This window comes from Streptomyces sp. SCSIO ZS0520 (assembly GCF_025643355.1).
In the GTDB taxonomy this organism is placed as follows: domain Bacteria; phylum Actinomycetota; class Actinomycetes; order Streptomycetales; family Streptomycetaceae; genus Streptomyces; species Streptomyces physcomitrii.
The window spans coordinates 1,584,289-1,603,497 of the sequence record NZ_CP092644.1 but is presented as its reverse complement, the minus strand read 5'-3'; the positions used below and the strand labels follow the sequence as shown (position 1 = coordinate 1,603,497).

Annotated in this window: 17 protein-coding genes; 7 read left to right on the top strand and 10 right to left on the bottom strand. The window is 73.6% G+C overall.

Translation table 11 applies throughout. The features are described 5' to 3' along the window. Positions 1-79 precede the first annotated feature (79 nt). The 4 genes from MID12_RS05345 to MID12_RS05330 form a co-directional block, all read right to left on the bottom strand. Positions 80-1,339, bottom strand: a complete 1,260-nt coding sequence (locus tag MID12_RS05345) for a glycoside hydrolase 5 family protein (protein WP_040247524.1) — start codon at positions 1,337-1,339, stop codon at positions 80-82. A 73-nt stretch (positions 1,340-1,412) separates the two neighbouring features. Beyond that, positions 1,413-2,324, bottom strand: a complete 912-nt coding sequence (locus MID12_RS05340) for a carbohydrate ABC transporter permease (protein ID WP_040247521.1) — start codon at positions 2,322-2,324, stop codon at positions 1,413-1,415. Next, a complete protein-coding gene (locus MID12_RS05335; RefSeq protein WP_263165170.1) occupies positions 2,321-3,301 on the bottom strand; it encodes a carbohydrate ABC transporter permease in 981 nt (326 codons plus the stop codon). Before MID12_RS05335 ends, MID12_RS05340 begins: the two co-directional genes overlap by 4 nt. Further along, positions 3,298-4,590 carry an ABC transporter substrate-binding protein gene (locus MID12_RS05330; protein ID WP_263165168.1) on the bottom strand — a complete coding sequence of 431 codons (1,293 nt, stop codon included), beginning with the start codon at positions 4,588-4,590 and terminating at the stop codon, positions 3,298-3,300. The genes MID12_RS05335 and MID12_RS05330 overlap by 4 nt, the downstream gene beginning before the upstream one ends. A gap of 573 nt (positions 4,591-5,163) precedes the next feature. Between MID12_RS05330 and MID12_RS05325 the strand changes: the two genes are divergently transcribed. Further along, positions 5,164-6,267: a LacI family DNA-binding transcriptional regulator gene (locus MID12_RS05325; RefSeq protein ID WP_263165167.1), complete on the top strand. Its 1,104-nt coding sequence runs from the start codon at positions 5,164-5,166 to the stop codon at positions 6,265-6,267. Here the strand turns inward: MID12_RS05325 and MID12_RS05320 are convergent. The 4 genes from MID12_RS05320 to MID12_RS05305 form a co-directional block, all read right to left on the bottom strand. Next, positions 6,257-7,252, bottom strand: coding sequence for a TAXI family TRAP transporter solute-binding subunit (locus MID12_RS05320; protein ID WP_040247511.1), 996 nt, complete (start codon positions 7,250-7,252; stop codon positions 6,257-6,259). The two genes, MID12_RS05325 and MID12_RS05320, sit on opposite strands and share 11 nt — an antisense overlap. 71 nt (positions 7,253-7,323) lie before the next feature. Next, positions 7,324-8,256 (bottom strand): alpha/beta hydrolase, encoded by a 933-nt coding sequence (locus MID12_RS05315; RefSeq protein ID WP_040247509.1) that lies wholly within the window; start codon positions 8,254-8,256, stop codon positions 7,324-7,326. A gap of 255 nt (positions 8,257-8,511) precedes the next feature. Continuing rightward, positions 8,512-9,306, bottom strand: a complete 795-nt coding sequence (locus MID12_RS05310; RefSeq protein ID WP_040247506.1) for an SAM-dependent methyltransferase — start codon at positions 9,304-9,306, stop codon at positions 8,512-8,514. A gap of 84 nt (positions 9,307-9,390) precedes the next feature. Next, positions 9,391-10,062, bottom strand: coding sequence for a DUF2993 domain-containing protein (locus MID12_RS05305; protein WP_263165164.1), 672 nt, complete (start codon positions 10,060-10,062; stop codon positions 9,391-9,393). A gap of 279 nt (positions 10,063-10,341) precedes the next feature. On the opposite strand from MID12_RS05305, the gene miaB reads away from it, so the two are divergent. After that, entirely contained in the window at positions 10,342-11,847 is a 1,506-nt protein-coding gene (gene miaB / locus MID12_RS05300) for a tRNA (N6-isopentenyl adenosine(37)-C2)-methylthiotransferase MiaB (protein ID WP_263165163.1), read from the top strand. A 180-nt stretch (positions 11,848-12,027) separates the two neighbouring features. Continuing rightward, entirely contained in the window at positions 12,028-12,801 is a 774-nt protein-coding gene (locus tag MID12_RS05295) for a hypothetical protein (RefSeq protein WP_263165161.1), read from the top strand. A gap of 77 nt (positions 12,802-12,878) precedes the next feature. Here MID12_RS05295 and MID12_RS05290 read toward each other — a convergent pair whose 3' ends face one another. Next, on the bottom strand, positions 12,879-13,127 hold the full coding sequence (locus MID12_RS05290; RefSeq protein ID WP_040247496.1) for an antitoxin: 249 nt from the start codon (positions 13,125-13,127) through the stop codon (positions 12,879-12,881). Positions 13,128-13,339: 212 nt separating this feature from the next. Between MID12_RS05290 and miaA the strand changes: the two genes are divergently transcribed. The 4 genes from miaA to MID12_RS05270 all read left to right on the top strand — a co-directional run bounded on the left by miaA (position 13,340) and on the right by MID12_RS05270 (position 18,109). Continuing rightward, a complete protein-coding gene (miaA, locus tag MID12_RS05285; protein WP_040247493.1) occupies positions 13,340-14,278 on the top strand; it encodes a tRNA (adenosine(37)-N6)-dimethylallyltransferase MiaA in 939 nt (312 codons plus the stop codon). Between the two features lie 107 nt (positions 14,279-14,385). Continuing rightward, positions 14,386-14,841, top strand: coding sequence for a hypothetical protein (locus tag MID12_RS05280; protein ID WP_040256407.1), 456 nt, complete (start codon positions 14,386-14,388; stop codon positions 14,839-14,841). 63 nt (positions 14,842-14,904) lie between these two features. Beyond that, entirely contained in the window at positions 14,905-15,792 is an 888-nt protein-coding gene (gene dapF / locus MID12_RS05275; RefSeq protein ID WP_263165158.1) for a diaminopimelate epimerase, read from the top strand. Positions 15,793-15,958: 166 nt separating this feature from the next. Continuing rightward, entirely contained in the window at positions 15,959-18,109 is a 2,151-nt protein-coding gene (locus MID12_RS05270) for a RelA/SpoT family protein (protein WP_040247488.1), read from the top strand. Between the two features lie 16 nt (positions 18,110-18,125). On the opposite strand, the gene MID12_RS05265 is transcribed toward MID12_RS05270, so the two are convergent. Continuing rightward, entirely contained in the window at positions 18,126-19,208 is a 1,083-nt protein-coding gene (locus MID12_RS05265) for an S-(hydroxymethyl)mycothiol dehydrogenase (RefSeq protein WP_263165156.1), read from the bottom strand. Position 19,209: the final 1 nt, after the last annotated feature.

Genomic DNA, 19,209 nt, shown 5'->3' with positions numbered 1-19,209 from the left:
GGCGGTGAGAGGGCGCGCTGTACAACTCACCCACCGCGGACGGTTCGAAACGGGTGGCGCGCCTCCGGTCGGCCGGGCCTCAGCCGACCTGCTCCGGGCGGACCACCTCGGTCAGGCCCCGGGCACTGAGATGCGCGGCGTCCTCGGCGAGCGGGGCCAGGACGACGGCGGGCCGCACCCCCTCGGCGGCCAGCCGCGCCCAGGCCTCGAAGAAGGCGCCGCCGGGCGCGCAGCCGGCCCGGTGCGGGGCGGCCACCGGGTCGCCGACATCCAGGACGAGCGCGGTGGTGCGGGGCGCCGGGGTGTGGGCGGTGCCGCGCCACCGCTCGGCGATCCGGGCGATGGCGGCTCCGGCGGGCTTGACGGCCCGGTCGTTGGTGAGCAGTCCGAGGCTGTACTCCAGGAGCGGGAAGTCGGCCAGCTCCCGGTCCACGTCGTGCGAGCACCACCAGGTCACGCCCCACAGGTCCGTGCAGTCCAGGGCGTTGTCGATGGTCGCCTCGGTGAAGTGCGCGGCGCCGGAGGCCGGGATGTGCGGCTGCGGGGCGCCGACCTCCTGGAGCCACAGCGGCCGGTGCGGGTCCAGGTGCCAGGCGCGGGCCAGCTCGATGAGGTAGGCGGCGTGCTGCTCGGTGGCCGTGCCGCCGGGTCCGTGGCGCTGGGCGGTGCCGTTGAACACCCAGGAGTGCACGGCGGTCGCCCCGCCGATGCGGGCGGCCTGCGCGGGGGTGAAGGGGTGGCCGTCCTGGTACCAGGCGGCGTCGTACTCGGCGTGCAGGTGCAGCCGCCCGGGGGCGCCCTTCTCGCAGGCCGCCAGCATCCGGCGCAGCCAGGACTCGGCCTCCAGGTGGCTGATGCGGTCGGGGTCGGGGTGCGGCCCGTCGGAGAACTGGTTGATCTCGTTGCCGACCGTCATGCCGAGGAAGTTGGGCCGCTCGGCGAGGGCGGCGGCCAGGGTGCGCAGATACTCCTCCTGGGCGCCGGTCACGTCCGGGTCGGTGAAGAGGTTGCGGCGGTGCCAGGTCTGCGTCCAGGCGGGCAGGAAGTCGAAGCTGGACAGATGGCCCTGGAGCCCGTCGACGTTGACGTCCAGTCCGCGTTCGGCGGCGGCGTCGGCGAGCTGCACCAGCTGCTCCACGGCGCGCGGCCGGATGAGCGCGCGGTTGGGCTGGAACAGCGGCCAGAGCGGGAAGACGCGTACGTGGTCCAGGCCGAGGGCGGCGATCGAGTCCAGGTCGGCGCGCACCTCGTCGAGGTCGAAGTCGAGCCAGTGGTGGAACCACCCCTTGGTGGGGGTGTAGTTGGCGCCGAAGCGCAGGGTGCGGGCGGCGTCGGGCATGTGGGGTCCTCGCGCGGTGGAGCGGGTGGGCAGGGGGCGGGGCCGGGCGGCGCGGCGGTCGGGCGGGGGCGGCTCAGCCCTTGACGGCGCCCTCGCCGACGCCGCGGAAGAAGTAGCGCTGCAGGCAGGCGAAGAGCACGATCAGCGGGGCCACCGCGATGATCGTCCCGGCGGCGACCAGCCGCTGGTTGTCCGCGAAGGCGCCGTGCAGATAGTCCAGGCCGATGGTCAGGGTGAACTTCTGCTGGTCGCTGAGGACGATCAGCGGCCACAGGAAGTCGTCCCAGGCGCCCATGAAGGCGAAGATCGCGACGACGGCGAGGGTGCCCTTGACCGAGGGCAGCGCGATGTACAGGAAGCGCTGCCAGGCGCTCGCCCCGTCGACGTAGGCGGCCTCCTCCACCTCGTAGGGCAGGTTGGCGAAGGCGTTGCGCATCAGCAGGACGTTCATCGCGCCGATGCAGCCGGGCAGCACCACCCCGATCAGGGTGTTGTTGAGCTGGAGCTCCCGCATCGTCATGAACTGGGCGATGATGATCGACTCCACCGGCACCAGCATCGCCATCACGAAGGCCACCAGGGCGACCTTGCGGCCCTTGAAGCGCAGCCGGGCCAGGGCGTATCCGGCGAGCGCGGCGCCGGCGCAGTTGGTGAGGACGTTGGTGACGGCGACCTTCAGCGAGTTCAGGGCGAAGTCCCACACCGGGATCAGGTCGGCGACCTTGGCATAGTTGTCGAAGGTGGGGTCGGCCGGGATCAGCTGCGGGGTCTTGCTGTAGATGTCCTCGGTGGGGCCCTTCAGCGAGGTGGACAGCTGCCACAGGAAGGGGCCGATCATCAGGGCGAGTACGGCGAGCAGCAGCAGGTAGCGCAGTACCAGCTGCCACAGCGGCATCCGTCGGCCGCCGCTCTCGGCGAGGCGGGCGGCCCGGCGTGCGCGGCGGCGCTCCGCGCGGGCGGGGGTGCCGGGGGCGGTGGTGCTCATGCGTCCTCCTTGCGGTTCGCGCGCAGCACGAGCAGCATCAGGCCGAGCGTGATCACGAAGACCACGACGGAGATCGCCGAGGCGTAGCCGACCCGGCCGCTGAGCCCGGTGCCGGTCCGCTGGATCAGCATCACGAGGGTGGTGTCGTCGCCGCCGGGCCCGCCGGAGGGGCCCGCCATCAGATAGACCTCGGAGAAGACCTTGAAGGCGTTGACCGAGGAGAGCGCGCCGACCAGGACCATGGTGGAGCGCACCGCGGGCACGGTGACCGTGAAGAAGCGGCGGATCGCTCCGGCGCCGTCCACCGAGGCCGCCTCGTGCAGTTCGCGCGGCACGTTCGCCAGCGCGGCCAGGTAGATGATCATGTAGTAGCCGAGGCCCTTCCAGACCGTGACCAGCATCGCCGAGACGAGCAGCAGCGCGGAGTCGCTGAGGAAGGGGATCCGGTCGAAACCGAGGCCGGTGACCACCGAGTTGACCAGTCCCCGGTCGTCCAGCAGCCAGACCCAGATCAGTCCGACCACCACCACCGAGGCGACCACGGGCGTGTAGAAGGCGGAGCGGAAGAAGGCGATCCCGGGCATCTGCCGGGCCACCAGCAGGGCGAGCAGCAGCGGCAGGACCACCAGGAGCGGCACCACGCCGACCATGTAGAGCAGGCTGTTGCGCAGCCCGGTCCAGAACATCTCGTCGTGGATCAGCTCCTGGTAGTTGGCCCCGCCGACGTACTGGCCGCCGATGAGCGTGCGCCGGTCGGTGAAGGAGTCGACCACCGTGGAGACGAAGGGGTAGAGGCTGAAGCCGGCGACGATCAGCAGTCCGGGGCCGAGGAACAGCCAGGGGGTGCTGGGCAGTTGGGTGCGGATGCGCCGGCGGCGGCCCTCCCCGGCCGGGCGCCCGCCCGCCGGGGCCTCCTTGCGCGGGGGCGCCTCGGCGGGTCGGGCGGCGGCCCGGCCGGTCGCGGATGCGGGGCTCATGCCGTCTTCAGCAGCCGGTTGCACTCGGCCACCGCGTCGTCCAGCGCCTGCTTCGGGCTCTTCTTGCCCTGCATCGCCTTGGCGACCTCATTGCGCAGCGCGACCTTCATCTGCTCGCTGAAGACCGCGGGCGTGTAGTTGACGGCCGTCTTGATCGCCTTCGCGGCGGCGATCTTCACCCGGCCCTCGTCGGTGCCGTCCTCCTCGGTGAAGAAGGGGTCGTCCAGGCTGCCCTCGGTGGAGGGGAAGACGGTGACCTCGTGCGCGAAGTCCATCTGGTTCTTCGCGTTCGTCACGAAGTGCGCGAAGGCCACCGCGGCGGGCTTGACCTTGCTCTGCTTGTTCACCATCAGGCCCTGGACGTACATGTTGTCCTTGCCGGTGTTGTTCACCGCGGGCGTGATGCCGATGTTCTTGTAGAGGCTCGGCGCCTCCTTCTTGTACTTCTGCAGGTCGAGCGCGCCGCCCGGGTTCATCGCGATGGACTGCTGCTGGAACTTGCGGCCCGCGCCCTCCGCCTGGTTGGTCAGCGCCTGCGAGTCCAGCGCCTTCGCGTCGTACAACTTCTTGTACTCGGTGACCAGTTCGACGCCCTTGGGCTCGTTGAAGGTGAACTGCGCGCCCTGCTCGTCCATCAGCTCCACCCCGTAGCGGCCGAAGTCCTCCACGGCGGGGATGTTGGCGAGCATGGCGATCTTGCCCTTGCTCCGCTTCGCCATGTCGATGCCGGAGTCGAAGAGCTGGCCGTACGTCTTCGGGGGCTTCTCGGGGTCGAGTCCGGCGTCCGCGAAGAGCTTCTTGTTGTAGAACATCGGGCCGGTGTTCAGATACCAGGGGAAGGCGTACACCCCGTCCATGCCCGGGAGTTCGTGGCTCTTCCAGGCACCGGGGAGGTACTCCCCCTTGTACTTCCCGGCGGCCTCCTCCAGGTTCATCGCCAGGCCCGCCTTGGCCAGCGGGTAGACGAGGTCGGGCGCCACATTGACCACGTCGGGCAGGTCGCCCGCCGCCGCGTCCGCGCTGAGCTTGTTGGCGTAGTTCTCGGCGGGCTGGTCGATCCAGTTGACCTCGGTGCCGGGGTGCTTCTTCTCGAAGTCGGCGATGAGGCCCTGGAAGTAGTCCTTGAAGTTGGTCTTCAGGTTCCAGGTCTGGAAGTCGACGGTGCCCTCGATCTTGCCGTCGGCGCTGTCGGACCCGCCGCCCGAGTCGGAGGACCCGCAGGCCGTGAGGACGAGTGCGCTGCCGAGGGCCACAGCGGCGGCTGTGGCGGCGCGAGTGGACATACGCATGGGGCGGCTCCCTGCTCGGACCGGAACATCTGAGGAATGTGGTGCGGCGGCCTCCCGCCGCGGACCCCTCGGCTTGTCGGGGGCTCTGCGGCGAGCGCGGCGGCCAGATCTCCCCGCGGCCCGGGAATTCCGAGAAAACCGATGATCTTCAGGGTGAAGAGCCGGATTCCCCGCGCAGGTTGGGGTGGCGCCGCAGACGCTAGTAATGCGATTTAGTAGATGTCAATAGACCGGCGATACCGGATTCATCCCGGGGCCGGTTCCCGGCAATCCCCGGATGCCGTACGGGGCTTGCCGCGAGGGCGCCGATACGTGCTCTCCGTGCAGGTGAGAACGGCGCCCCGGGAGCCCGCCGCACCCTCCGGCGGCGTTGACAGCGCACTTCGGGCCGGGGTAAACCTGCGGGGAGGTAATGCGGTTTAGCCAATTACCCTGGAAGGCGTTCGGCGAGGAGGGCGGGCCCCCGCGGGCGCGACCGTCCGCGCACCCGGCGGCGACCGTGTCGCGTACGGTCACCGACGGAGCACCCTGCCACCGCGTACCGCCGCGACGTACCTCCGAGGAGCCCACGAGATGACAGCGCCGGCCGGCGACGGAGCCCGGGCAACTCCCGCGCGCCGCCCCACCATCAAGGACATCGCGCGCCGGGCGGGCGTCTCCGAGAGCGCCGTGTCCTTCGCGCTCAACGGGCGCCCCGGCGTCTCGCAGACCACCCGCGAGCGGGTCCACCGGGTCGCCGCCGACCTCGGCTGGCAGCCCAACAGCGCCGCCCGCGCCCTGTCCGGGGAGCGCTCCGGCGCCCTCGGCCTGGTCCTCGCGCGGCCCGCGCACACCCTCGGCGTCGAATCCTTCTTCCTGCAACTGGTCTCCGGCGTCCAGGAGGTGCTGGCCGCCCGGAAGATCGCCCTGCTCTTCCAGGTCGTCGAGGACACCGCCGCCGAGTGCGAGCTGCTGCGGCGCTGGTGGGCCGAGAGACGGGTGGACGGCGTCCTGGTCGTGGACCCGCGCGCCCAGGACCCGCGCCCCGCGCTGCTCGACTCGCTCGGCCTGCCCGCGGTCCTGGTCGGCGCGCCCGCCCCGGGCGAGGACGCCGGTTCGCTCTCCACGGTCTGGGCCGACGACAGCGCCGCGATGGCCTCCGTCCTCGCCCATCTGCACGGGCTCGGCCACCGCCGCATCGTCCATGTCGCGGGCCTGCCCGGACTCGCGCACACCGAGCGCCGCATCGCCTCGCTGCGCGCCGAGGCCGCCGCGCTCGGCCTGAGCGGGGTCCGCTCGGTCACCACCGACTACTCCGACGCCGAGGGCGCCGCGGCCACCCGCAGGCTCCTCGACGCGGCCGAGCCGCCGACCGCGATCATCTACGACAACGACGTGATGGCCGTCGCGGGCGTCAGCGCCGCCGCCGAACGCGGCGTCGCCCTGCCCGCCGAGCTGTCCGTGGTCGCCTGGGACGACTCGGCGCTGTGCCGGGTCACCCATCCGAGGCTGACCGCGCTGGTCCGCGACACCACGGCCTTCGGGCGCCTCGCGGTCAGGGAACTCCTCGACCGGCTCGACGGCGGCCCGGCACGCAGCGTCCAGGCCGAACTGCCGCACCTGGAACCCCGCGAGAGCACCGCCCCGCCGCCGCCCGCCGAGCGGGAGCCGGCACCCGAGCAGGGGCTCAGGGCTTGACCGAGCGGTAGTAGCGCCGGGCCCCCTCGTGCAGGGCCAGCGGATCGGTGTACGGGGCGGTCCGCAGGTCCACCAGCTGCGCCGCGTGCACCACCGAGCCGATGTGGTCCCGGCTGTCGATCACCGTACGGGTCATGCCCTGGGTCAGCGCCGGATCGCTGCGGTCGGTGGTGACAAGGAGGTTCGCCACCGCGAGGGTGGAGACGGCGACGCCCTGCTGGGCGGCCGGATAGGCGTCGGCGGGCATCACCGAGCCCCGGTAGTAGCGGGAGGCGCCGCCCTGCGCGTGCAGTTCGTCCACCAGGTCGCCGAGCGGTACGAAGCGGATCTCGAAGCGCTCCGAGAGGGCCTTCACCGCGTTGGTGGGCAGCCCGCCGGACCAGAAGAAGGCGTCGATCTCGCCCTTCTCCAGGGCGCTCGGCATGGTGGTGATCGCCAGCGGCGAGGGCCTGATGTCCTTCGCCGGGTCCAGGCCCGCGGCGCCGAGCACCCGGTCCGCGATCAGCCGCACCCCCGAGCCGACCTGGCCGACCGCGACCCGCTTGCCCCGCAGGTCGGCCGCGGCCCTGACCTCCGAGGAGCGCGGCACCACCAGCTGGACGTAGTCGTCGTAGAGCCGGGCCAGAGCGCGCAGCCGGGAGGCGCCCGGGCCGTCGTCCGCCCGGTACTTCTCCACCGCGTCGGCGGCGGCGATGGTGAAATCGGCCTGGCCGGTCGCCACCCGCCGCACGTTCTGCTGGGAGCCCTCGCTCGGCTCCATGTCGACCCGCAGGTCCGGCATGTCCTCGGCCAGGGCCGCGTCGAGCAGCTGCCCGTACCGCTCGTAGACGCCCGAGGCCACCCCCGTGCTGAAGCTGACCGCACCACCCGGCGAGTCCTCGCCCTCGGGCGCCAGCCACCAGCCGAGCAGCGCGGCCACCACGAGGAAGGCGGCCGCGCCGAGCAGGAGGCGGCCGCGCGAGCCGCGGGGGAGTGCCGGGAACATGCGGGCGATCCTGCCATTTCACCCCGCGTACGGCCAGGGGCGGCCCCCGGTCGCTGCCCGCGGTCCGGGCCTCAGTCCAGGTGCTCGGCGAGGAAGTCCAGGGCGCCGGGCAGCCCGCTCGTCCAGTACTCCCAGTCGTGGGTGCCCTCGCGGGACAGGAAGCGGTGCGCCGCCTTCTTGCGGGTGAGCGCGAGATGGAGCTGGGCGTTGCCCTCGAAGAACTCGTCGTAGGCGCCGCAGTCCAGGTAGTACGGGGTGCGCGCCAGCTGCTCGGCGGGGGTGCGCTCGATGGTGTCGAGCAGGCTCCAGTACCGGCACAGGGCGTTCAGCCGCTCCTCGCCCACCAGGCCCTCGCCCCAGGCCCGGGCGAAGCGGACCCGGTAGCTCTCCGCGTCCAGGGCGACGAGCTGCGCGTCGGTGCGGTGCGCCGCGCTCAGCCCGAAGGCCCCGGCGAACATGCCCTGGTGGCGCAGCGCGAAGGAGAGCGCCCCGAAGCCGCCCATCGACAGACCGCCGATCCCGCGCCGCCCGGGGCTGCCCCCGGCCCCGTACCGCTCCTCGACGTAGGGCACGAACTCCTCGGTGACCATGTCGGCGTAGCGGTAGGAGCCGTCGGCATCGTTCATGTAGTACGTGAGCTGCCGGCCCTCCTTCGGCGCGTACGGATCGCGCCAGGCGTCCGGGATCGCCACCACGAGCGGCGGGATCCGGCGCCGCGCGATCGCCCGGTCCAGGAGCTGCCGGAGGCGGCCCTCGCGCAGCCAGGAGGTGCGGTCGTCGACCCCGCCGCCGTGCAGCAGGAAGAGCACCCGGTAGCGGCCGCGCGGCCGCCAGCCCGGCGGCAGGTAGAGGGCGTGCAGCACCTCGCGGCCGAGGATCCGGCTGTGGGTGCGCAGGGTCTCGGCGGTCCGGCCGCGCCCGCCGTGCGCCCGCGCGGGCGCGGCCGTGGCGGCGAGGGCGGCGGAGGCGGCGGTCGAGGCGGTGAGCAGAGTGCGGCGTTTCAAGGGGTCCTCCACGGGCGGGGCGTGGGACGTCGCGGGGGTGGCGCACGTGCTGCGGGGTCGATCCGGTACCGGGTGGATAGTGCGCCCGGTCGTCGAAGTCAATGCACGTGCACGGCCCGGGACTTGGGGCCGCGGGCACGCGGACCCGTGTCAATGCGCCTGAGTGGTACGGGACTTGGATGCGCGGGCGCGTACGCACCTGCCGTCCGTGCCGCCCCCGCCGTCCGTACCGCCCCCCGGCGAGCCGCCCGGTCGTCAGGGCTTGCGGGCCACTCCGCCGAAGCTGCTGACCACCGGCGGCGGTTCGGTGCCCTCCGGTGCCGGGCGCCAGCGGGAGACCGGGACCAGACCGGGTTCCAGGACCTCGAACCCCGAGAAGAAGGCGCCCAGTTGCTCCGGGGAGCGGTTGACGCGGGGGTTGTCGCTGGTCCGGTTCCACTCCTCGACCATCGCCCGCATGGCCGCCGGGCTGTACTCCTCGGTGCTGTCGCAGAGGACCAGGTAACTGCCCGCGGGCAGCGCGGACTTGAGCCGCTCGACCACCGCGTGGGCGCGCGCGTCGGGCAGATGGGCCACGATGCCGAGCAGCATCAGCGCGACCGGCCGCGAGAAGTCCAGCGTCTTCGCGGCGCCCTCCAGGATGGTCTCCGGGTCCCGCAGGTCGGCGTCGAGGTAGTCGGTGGCGCCCTCGGCGGTGCTGGTGAGCAGCGCCGCGGCGTGCGCGAGGACCACCGGGTCGTGGTCGACGTAGACGATCCGTGCCTCGGGGGCCAGCCGCTGGGCGACGTCGTGGGTGTTGTCCAGGGTGGGCAGCCCGGTGCCCACGTCCAGGAACTGCCGCACGCCCGCCTCGCCCGCGAGGTGCGTCACGGCCCGGCTGAGGAAGGCCCGCTGCGCCCGCGCCACCTCGACGATCTCGGGGTTCACCCGGCGGATCTCGTCGCCGACCCGCTGGTCGATCTCGTAGCAGTCCTTCCCGCCGAGCCAGTAGTTCCAGATCCGGGCGGAGTGCGGCACCGTGCTGCCCTGCGGGGGAAGGTCATGTGGCATGAGAACGCTCCGAGTTGGCCGACGACTGGGGCTCAACCTAGAACAGCGGACCCGAAGTCGCCTCTGCCGGGGCGCACTTCGGCCTCAGCCGCGGCCGGAGCGCCGGAACGTCACGTCCTCGCCGCTGAGTTCGGAGGTCAGCCCCTCGCCCGTGGTGCGGACCCGGTCCAGGGCGAGGCCCTCCGGGATCCCGTCCAGGGTGAGGCCGCGCTCCAGGGCGCCGCTCAGCAGTCCCTCGGCGGCCCCGGGCAGCGAACCCGAGGTCACCTCGGGCGAGCGGAAGGCGATCGAGCGCGGCCCCGAGGCGGCGACCTCCGCGCTCACCGACACCTCGCCGAGCAGGGGCAGCCGGGTGGTCGCGGTGACCCGGGGCCGCCCGTCCGCGCCGGGCCGCCCCGGGCCGACCCGGATCCCGAGGCCCCGCGAGAGGTCCGCCCAGGAGACCTGGGCCTCGGCCTTCGCGGAGCCCGCGTGCGCCTTGTCGGCACCGCCGCGCTCCACATCCGCCAGCTCCACGTGCAGCGTGGAGACCGGCACCCGGCGCCCGCCCTCGCCCGCGGGCACGTCATGGGCGGTCAGCTCCACCCGCTCCAGCCTGCCCCGCGCGAGCTGGGTGAGCACCGGCCTGCCGTGCACGGTCACCGAGGGCTCGCCCGGCAGCGACTGGGCCTCCTTGAAGTCCTCGGCCATCGAGTCCTCGACGCGGTGGGCGGTGAAGGCGTCCGCGCCGGCGGCGAGCAGCAGCAGCGCGGCCACCGCCGCCGCCCAGCGCGCCCACCGCGGAGTGCGCCGCGGGAGAAGCCTGGGGAGTCGCCGGTTCTGCGGGGCCAAACGCACGGGCGGCGCCTTTCGTGGGCGGGACGGTGCCGCGAGGGCAGCGGGCGGGCCTCAGCCTTCCGGCCGCCGCCCGCCCGGCGCTAGGACGTGGATCACTCGGCGGCGGGACCCGGGCCGCGCCCCGAAGCGGAATCCCGGCCTCAGGTGCCGCCGCCCGCGTACGGCCGGGCACCGCGGGCGAGCCCTTACCCTGGACGGGTGAAAGGCGATGAGGCGAGCGGCGTGAAAACCTACGAGGTCCGCACTTACGGCTGCCAGATGAATGTGCACGACTCCGAGCGGCTCTCCGGACTGCTCGAAGGCGCGGGCTACGTCCGGGCACCCGAGGGCAGCGACGGCGACGCGGATGTCGTCGTCTTCAACACCTGCGCGGTGCGCGAGAACGCCGACAACCGGCTGTACGGCAACCTCGGCAGGCTCGCTCCGAAGAAGGCGGCCAGGCCCGGGATGCAGATCGCGGTGGGCGGCTGCCTCGCCCAGAAGGACCGCGAGACCATCGTCGGCCGGGCGCCCTGGGTCGATGTCGTCTTCGGCACGCACAACATCGGCAAGCTCCCCGTCCTCCTGGAGCGGGCCCGGGTGCGGGAGGAGGCCCAGGTCGAGATCGCCGAGTCCCTGGAGGCCTTCCCCTCCACGCTGCCCACCCGCCGCGAGAGCGCCTACGCGGCCTGGGTCTCCATCTCGGTCGGCTGCAACAACACCTGCACCTTCTGCATCGTCCCCGCCCTGCGCGGCAAGGAGAAGGACCGCAGGACCGGCGACATCCTCGCCGAGATCGAGGCGCTGGTCGCCGAGGGCGTCAGCGAGGTCACCCTGCTCGGGCAGAACGTCAACGCCTACGGCTCCGACATCGGCGACCGGGAGGCCTTCAGCAAGCTGCTGCGCGCCTGCGGGCGGATCGAGGGCCTGGAGCGGGTCCGCTTCACCTCCCCGCACCCGCGCGACTTCACCGACGACGTCATCGCCGCGATGGCCGAGACCCCGAACGTCATGCCGCAGCTGCACATGCCGCTGCAGTCCGGCTCCGACCCGGTGCTCAAGGCGATGCGCCGCTCGTACCGGCAGGAGCGCTACCTCGGCATCATCGAGAAGGTGCGCGCCGCCATCCCGCACGCCGCGCTCACCACCGACATCATCGTCGGCTTCCCCGGCGAGACCGAGGAGGACTTCGAGCAGACCCTGCACGTGGTCCGCGAGGCCCGCTTCGCCCAGGCCTTCACCTTCCAGTACTCCAAGCGGCCCGGCACCCCCGCCGCCGAGATGGACGGGCAGATCCCGAAGGAGGTCGTCCAGCGGCGCTACGAACGCCTGGTCGCCCTCCAGGAGGAGATCTCCTGGTCGGAGAACAAGAAGCAGGTCGGCCGCACCCTGGAGCTGATGGTCGCCGAGGGCGAGGGCCGCAAGGACGGCGCCACCCACCGGCTCTCCGGCCGCGCCCCCGACAACCGCCTCGTGCACTTCACCAAGCCCGAGCAGCCGGTGCGCCCCGGCGACGTGGTCACCGTCGAGGTCACCTACGCCGCCCCGCACCACCTGCTCGCCGAGGGCGCGGTGCGCGAGGTGCGCCGCACCCGCGCCGGGGACGCCTGGGAGAAGCGCAACACCGCCGAGGCGGCGAAGCCCGCGGGCGTGATGCTCGGGCTGCCCACGGTCGGCGTCCCCGAGCCGCTGCCCGCGGCCGTCGGCGGCTGCGCCCGCGACTGACCGGCCGGGCCCCGCAGGCGCCTTCGCCGGACCTCAGCGGCCGGGGGCCGGTCGCAGGCGGGGCGGGCGCTCGTACCCGTACCGCTTCTTTTCCTGAACTCGCGGGAGGCGCGGGGCGGTTGGGCCGAGCCCAAAGGCGGGGCGGCGAGTCCGGGCCGGGTGCGCGTTAGGCTGCGGATCATGCTTGTCGCCGCCGCCGTCTGCCCCGGTCCACCCCTGCTCGTGCCGGAGGTGGCCGCGGGCGCCGCCCCGGAACTGGACGCGGCGCGCGCCGCCTGCGCCGAGGCGCTCGGCCGGCTCGCCGCGGCGCGCCCCGAGCGGCTGCTCGTCCTCGGCCCGGCCGACAGGGAACGGCGCGGCAGCCACCCCCAGGGCACCCGGGGCTCCTTCCGCGCGTTCGGGGTGGACCTGGAGGTACAGCTCGGCGCGGGGGAGCCCGGCGGGTCCGCACTGCCGCCCTCGCTGGCGGTCGGGGCCTGGCTGCTGGGCGCGTACGGCCCCGCCGTCGTGCCCGTGGCGGGGCTCGGGGTGGGGGAGCCGCTGGAGACCCCGCGCTGCCTGGAGGCGGGTGCCCGCGCGGCGGCGGGCGCCGAGCGGCTCGCGATGCTGGTCCTCGGCGAGGGCAGCGCCTGCCGGACGCTGAAGGCGCCCGGGTACCTCGACGAGCGGGCCACCGCCTTCGACGCGGCCGCCGCCCGGGCGCTCGGCGGGGCGGACGCGGAGGCGCTGGCCGCCCTCGACGCCGAGCTCGCCCAGGAGCTGAAGGCCGCGGGCCGCGCCCCCTGGCAGGTCCTCGCCGGAGCGGCCGGCGAAACCGCCCTGCACGGTGAACTCCTCTACGAGGACGCCCCGTACGGGGTCGGCTACCTGGTCGCCTCCTGGACGACGGACGACGGACGACGGACGACGGACGACGGACGCCTGACCCGGAGCCTCGGAGCGGAGCGCCCCTGAGCGGAACACGATGACGGGCGCACGGCGAGCAGATCGCCGTGCGCCCGTCATCGTGTTCCGCTCAGGCCGGTGAGGGGCTACCGGGCAGGCGGAGGCGGCGGGGTGCTGCCGCCCTCGTCCTTGCGGGCCATCTTGTCCACCGCGTCCTTGGCCTTGCTGCGACCCGTCTCGATCTTGTCGCTGTACTTGCCCTTGGTGCGCTGGTCGACCGCCCTGGCGGCCTTGTCGAGACCCTGGTCGATCTTGCCCCCGTGCTGCTGCGCGAGGTCGGAGACCTTGCCCTTCGCCGGTCCGAGCTTGGCCTTGAGGTTGTCCATGAAGCCCATGACGTCACCTTCCCTCGCTGTGGAAGCCGTTGCGATGCCTCGCGGCCGATCTTCGGCCTTCGGACCGGCTGCCCGCGATCTCCACGGGTAAACGGAGCGAAAACGCCTTATATGTCCTGCTCACCCTACCTGTGCCGGGTGACGGTGGCGGACCGTGCGGCCGGGGGCGAGGGCCGTGCACGCCGGGGCCGGGACTTTGGGAAACTGGCCGGGTGACGAACCAAGCCTTTGCCCCCCGGGTCCTCGCCGTCGTCGGCCCGACCGCCGCCGGCAAGTCCGACCTCGGGGTCTTCCTGGCCGAGCGACTCGGCGGCGAGGTGATCAACGCCGACTCGATGCAGCTCTACCGGGGCATGGACATCGGCACCGCCAAACTCACCGAGGCGGAGCGCGGGGGCGTCCCGCACCACCTGCTCGACATCTGGGACGTCACCGAGGCCGCGAGCGTCGCCGAGTACCAGCGCCTGGCCCGCGCCGAGATCGACCGGCTGCTCGCCGCGGGCCGCACCCCCGTCCTGGTCGGCGGCTCCGGGCTCTACGTGCGCGGCGCCCTCGACAACCTCGACTTCCCCGGCACCGACCCCGCCGTCCGGGCCCGCCTGGAGGCCGAACTCGACGCCGAGGGCCCCGGCGCCCTGCACGCCCGCCTGGCCCGCGCCGACCCCCCGGCCGCCGAGGCGATCCTGCCGGGCAACGGCCGCCGCATCGTGCGCGCCCTGGAGGTCATCGAGATCACCGGCCGCCCCTTCACCGCGAACCTGCCGGGCCACGACGCGGTCTACGACACCGTGCAGATCGGCGTGGACGTGGCCAGGGCCGAACTCGACGAGCGCATCGCCCGGCGGGTGGACCGCATGTGGGAGGCCGGACTCGTCGCCGAGGTGCGCGCCCTGGAGGAGCGGGGGCTGCGCGAGGGGCTCACCGCCTCCCGCGCCCTCGGCTACCAGCAGGTGCTCGCCGCCCTCGCCGGGCAGTGCACCGAAGCGGAGGCGCGCACCGAGACCGTACGCGCCACCAAGCGCTTCGCGCGCCGCCAGGACTCCTGGTTCCGGCGCGATCCGCGGGTGCACTGGCTCAGCGGCGCGGCGGCCGACCGAGGGGAACTCGGGGGCCGCGCACTGGCCTTGCTCGAACGACCGGTCACAGCCTGATCACGCGTTGGCATCGGGACGCCCCGGCGGTCATCCGGGCCCCCGCGGGCGTGCCATCATCGACCTTCGATCGACCAGTGAAGTCCTGAGTGGGAGGGCGCGTGGCGATGGAGGCCGGCCCTCGAAACACCGCACCGGGCGGTGAACAGCTCAGCCCCGACGGGCCCGAGGACCTGGACGCGCCGTCCGTCAGTGACGACGGCCCCGCCCAGGAGCCCGCGCCCGAGGAGGTCGAGGTCGAACTGCGGCCGCAGCGCCGCCTCGGCTTCTGGCAGCTCGCCCCGGTCGTCTGCCTGACCGCCGTCGGCTCCCTGATGTTCGCCTTCCCGCTCGCCTTCGAGTTCGGCGACGGGGGAGCGGTGGTGGCGATGCTCGGCCTCCTGCTCTGCTGCTGCGCCGCGGGCTGGGGCCTGATGGCCGCCCGCCGGGTGGGCCTCGCCCCGCCCGGGCTGCCCCCCGCGGACTCCGGCAGACGCCCCGACTGGCGCGTGGTCATCGGCTACGTCCTCGCCCTCGGCGCGGTCACCGTGCTCGCCGTCTGGCGGGTGGCCCGGCTGCGCTGAGCTGGGCCGGGGCCGCCGCGGCCGCCCGCGCCGGGCCGCCCGCCGACCCCGTACGATCGAGGCATGAGCACGTCGATCGCCTTCCTCAAGGGCCATGGCACCGAGAACGACTTCGTGATCGTCCCGGACCCCGGCAACACCCTCGACCTCGGCCCCGGCCGGGTCGCCGCGCTGTGCGACCGGCGGGCGGGCATCGGCGGCGACGGGCTGCTGCACGTGGTCCGCTCGGCGGCGCATCCTCAGGCCGTCGCGATGGCCGCCGAGGCCGAGTGGTTCATGGACTACCGCAACGGCGACGGCTCGGTCGCCGAGATGTGCGGCAACGGGGTGCGCGTCTTCGCCCGCTACCTCCAGCGCGCCGGACTGGTCGGCGAGGGCGATCTCGCGGTGGCCACCCGCGGCGGCGTCAAGCGGGTGCACCTCGCCAAGTCCGCCGCGGACGGGAGCCCCGGCGAGATCACCGTGGCGATGGGCCGCGCCCTGCTGCCCGAGGGCGCGGTCACGGTGGGTGTCGGGGAGCGCGAGTGGCCCGCCCGGCACGTGGACATGGGCAACCCGCACGCCGTCGCCTTCGTCGAGGACCTCGCGCACGCCGGTGAGCTGTCCGCCGCGCCCCGCTTCGCCCCGGCCGCCGCCTACCCGGAGGGCGTCAACGTCGAGTTCGTCGTCGACCGGGGGCCCGCGCACCTCGCGCTGCGGGTGCACGAGCGCGGCGCCGGCGAGACCCGCTCCTGCGGCACCGGCGCCTGCGCCGTGGCGGTGGCCGCCGCCCGCCGCGACGGCGTCGACCCCGCGGCCACCGGGACCCCGGCCACGTACACCGTGGACGTCCCCGGCGGGCGCCTGGTGATCACCGAACGCCCGGGCGGCGAGATCGAGATGACGGGCCCGGCGGAGATCGTCGCCGAGGGCGAGATCGACGGCGCCTGGTTCGAAACCCTGAACGCCTGAATACTCGCTCGAATGGGTGATCCTTTTCACGCCGGGCGGGAGCCGCGGTGCCCGGCGTGGTGGGCTCGGTAGCATCAAGCACCGGCCCGTCGGGAGAGCCCGCTTCAGGACCAGAAGCCTCGGCACCCCGCCGTACTGCGCCGGTCGACGCAGCCGGAGGTGCCCCATGAGTGCGGAGGCGAGCAACCCCGCCACGCCGCCCGTCCCCACGGCCGGACCGCAGCGCAGACGCCCCCGCCCCCGGATCGAGCTGCGCAGGCTCGGCCGGGCCGCCCTGCTCGGCTCCGCCGGACGCCACCGGCTGCCCGACGCGATCGGCCATGTCGCCGAGGCGCACCGCGCACACCATCCGGACGCCGACCTCGAACCGCTGCGCCGGGCCTATCTGCTCGCGGAGTCCTCGCACCGCGGGCAGATGCGCAAGAGCGGCGAGCCCTACATCACCCACCCGCTCGCGGTCACCCTGATCCTCGCCGAACTCGGCGCCGAGACCACGACCTTGACCGCCTCGCTGCTCCACGACACCGTCGAGGACACCGAGGTGACGCTCGATCAGGTGGGCCGCGAGTTCGGCCGCGAGGTGCGCTTTCTGGTCGACGGGGTCACCAAGCTGGAGAAGGTCGACTACGGCGCCGCCGCCGAGCCCGAGACCTTCCGCAAGATGCTGGTCGCCACCGGCAACGATGTCCGGGTGATGTCGATCAAGCTCGCCGACCGGCTGCACAACATGCGCACCCTCGGCGTGATGCGCCCCGAGAAGCAGCAGCGCATCGCCAGGGTCACCCGCGATGTGCTGATCCCGCTCGCCGAACGCCTCGGCGTGCAGGCACTCAAGACCGAGCTGGAGGACCTGGTCTTCGCCATCCTCCACCCCGAGGAGTACGCCCGCACCCGCGCCCTCGTCGCGAGCGGCACCGCCGAGGGCGCCGACGCCCTCACCGAGATCGCCGACCGGGCCCGTACGGTGCTGCGCGAGGCGGGACTCGCCGCCGAAGTCCTCGTCCGGCCGCGGCACTTCGTCTCCGTCTACCGGATCACCCGCAAACGCGGCACCCTGCGCGGCGCCGACTTCGGGCGGCTCCTCGTCCTGGTCGCCGAGGACGCCGACTGCTACGGGGTCCTCGGCGAGCTGCACACCTGCTTCACCCCGGTGGTCTCGGAGTTCAAGGACTTCATCGCGGTGCCCAAGTTCAACCTCTACCAGTCGCTGCACACCGCCGTCGCCCGCGAGGACGGCGAGGTGGCCGAAGTCCTCATCCGCACCCACCAGATGCACAAGGTCGCCGAGGCCGGGGTCGTCGCCCTCGGCAACCCCTACGAGCACGGCGGCGAGGACCGCGCCGAGCAGGAGCGGGGCCTCGCCGAGCGCGCCGACCCGACCCGGCCCGGCTGGCTCTCCCGGCTGCTCGACTGGCAGCGCGCCGCGCCCGACCCGGACACCTTCTGGTCCACCCTGCGCGCCGACCTCGCCCAGGACCGGGAGATCACCGTCTACCGCCCCGACGGCGGCGCGCTCGGCCTGCCCGAGGGCGCGAGCTGCGTGGACGCCGCCTACGCCCAGTACGGCGAGGAGGCCCACGCCTGTATGGGCGCCCGCGTCAACGGCCGCCTCGCCACCCTCGGCACCGTGCTCACCGACGGCGACAGCGTGCAGCTGCTGCGCGGGCAGGACCCCGCCTCCGGACCGCCGCGCGAATGGCTGGAGTACGCGCGCACCCCGGCCGCCCGGATCGCCATCAGCCGCTGGCTCGCCACCCACCCCCAGGACGTACCCGAGCAGGAGCCGGAGCGCCCGGCCCGGGGCCCGCGCGCCGAGGAGCCCGCCCGGCAGCCCGCGCCCGCCCCCGCGCTCACCGTCCGCCCCGACCAGGCCGGTGCCGTCGCCGAGCAGCCCGGCGCGGGCGTCCGCCTCGCCGGGTGCTGTACGCCGGTGCCGCCCGACAAGGTGGCCGCCTTCGCGGTACGCGGCGGGCATGTGGCCGTGCACCGCGCCGAGTGTTCCGGCGCCGCCCGGATGAAGGCCGAGGGGCGCCCCGAGGTGGAGGTGCGCTGGGCGGGGACGCCGCAGTGCCGGGTCACCCTGCGCGCCGAGTCCTTCGGGCGGGCCCGGCTGCTCGCCGACCTCACCGAGGCCATCGCGGTGGCCGGGGCCGCCATCGTCTCGGCCACCGTGGAACCGCCGAGCGAGCAGCGCGTGCGGCACACCTACACCCTCCAACTGCCCGACGCCCGGCACCTTCCGGGCCTGATGCGGGCCATGCGGGAGGTGCCCGGGGTGTACGACGTCAGCCGGGCCAGTTCCGCCCAGCACGCCTGACCGCGGGCCCCCGCGCTCAGAGCAGCACCACCGACCGCAGCACCTCCCCCCGGCGCATCCGCTCGAAGGCCTTCTCCACCCCGTCCAGGGTGATCGTCTCGGAGACGAACGCGCCGAGGTCCAGGCGCCCTTGCAGATGCAGGTCGACCAGGAGCGGGAAGTCGCGGGAGGGCAGGCAGTCCCCGTACCAGGAGGACTTGAGGGAGCCGCCGCGGCCGAAGACGTCGAGCAGCGGGAGTTCGAGCTTCATCTCCGGGGTGGGGACGCCGACCAGGACCACGGTTCCGGCCAAGTCCCGGGCGTAGAAGGCTTGTTCGTAGGTCTCGGGGCGGCCGACCGCCTCGATGACGACATCCGCGCCGAAGCCGCCGGTCAGCTCGCGGATCCTCTCCACGGCGTCCTCCTTGCGGGAGTTGACAATGTGGGTGGCGCCGATCTCCCGCGCGGTGGCCAGCTTCCGGTCGTCGACGTCGACCGCGATGATCCGCGCCGCGCCCGCGAGACGGGACCCGGCGATCGCCGCGTCCCCGACACCGCCGCAGCCGATGACCGCGACACTGTCCCCGCGGCCCACCTGCCCGGTGTTGACCGCCGCGCCGATCCCGGCCATCACCCCGCAGCCGAGGAGCCCGGCGACCGCGGGCGGGACCCGCTCGTCGACGACCGTGCACTGTCCGGCCGCCACCAGCGTCTTCTCCGCGAAGGCGCCGATGCCGAGGGCGGGCGAGAGCTCCCGGCCGTCCGCCAGGGTCATCTTCTGCCGGGCGTTGTGCGTGTCGAAGCAGTACCAGGGCCTGCCCCGGCGGCAGGCCCGGCAACGGCCGCAGACGGCACGCCAGTTGAGGATGACGAAGTCACCCGGCCGGACCTCGGTGACGTCCGGTCCGACCGACTCCACCCGGCCCGCCGCCTCGTGGCCGAGGAGGAAGGGGAAGTCCTCGCTGATGCCGCCCTCGCGGTAGTGCAGATCGGTGTGGCAGACCCCGCAGGCCTCGACCTTCACCAGCGCCTCGCCGGGTCCCGGATCGGGCACCCGGATCGTCTCCAGGCCGACGGCGGCCCCCTTGCCCGTCGCGACGACCCCCTGCACCTGCTGCATC

Coding starts and splice junctions, on each gene's coding strand:
- MID12_RS05320 (WP_040247511.1), bottom strand. CDS start 7,252: ATGTTCCCGGCACTCCCCCGCGGCTCGCGCGGCCGCCTCCTGCTCGGC.
- MID12_RS05265 (WP_263165156.1), bottom strand. CDS start 19,208: ATGCAGCAGGTGCAGGGGGTCGTCGCGACGGGCAAGGGGGCCGCCGTC.
- MID12_RS05270 (WP_040247488.1), top strand. CDS start 15,959: ATGAGTGCGGAGGCGAGCAACCCCGCCACGCCGCCCGTCCCCACGGCC.
- MID12_RS05295 (WP_263165161.1), top strand. CDS start 12,028: ATGCTTGTCGCCGCCGCCGTCTGCCCCGGTCCACCCCTGCTCGTGCCG.
- MID12_RS05345 (WP_040247524.1), bottom strand. CDS start 1,339: ATGCCCGACGCCGCCCGCACCCTGCGCTTCGGCGCCAACTACACCCCC.
- dapF (WP_263165158.1), top strand. CDS start 14,905: ATGAGCACGTCGATCGCCTTCCTCAAGGGCCATGGCACCGAGAACGAC.
- MID12_RS05340 (WP_040247521.1), bottom strand. CDS start 2,324: ATGAGCACCACCGCCCCCGGCACCCCCGCCCGCGCGGAGCGCCGCCGC.
- MID12_RS05280 (WP_040256407.1), top strand. CDS start 14,386: ATGGAGGCCGGCCCTCGAAACACCGCACCGGGCGGTGAACAGCTCAGC.
- MID12_RS05330 (WP_263165168.1), bottom strand. CDS start 4,590: ATGCGTATGTCCACTCGCGCCGCCACAGCCGCCGCTGTGGCCCTCGGC.
- MID12_RS05290 (WP_040247496.1), bottom strand. CDS start 13,127: ATGGGCTTCATGGACAACCTCAAGGCCAAGCTCGGACCGGCGAAGGGC.
- MID12_RS05335 (WP_263165170.1), bottom strand. CDS start 3,301: ATGAGCCCCGCATCCGCGACCGGCCGGGCCGCCGCCCGACCCGCCGAG.
- MID12_RS05310 (WP_040247506.1), bottom strand. CDS start 9,306: ATGCCACATGACCTTCCCCCGCAGGGCAGCACGGTGCCGCACTCCGCC.
- MID12_RS05325 (WP_263165167.1), top strand. CDS start 5,164: ATGACAGCGCCGGCCGGCGACGGAGCCCGGGCAACTCCCGCGCGCCGC.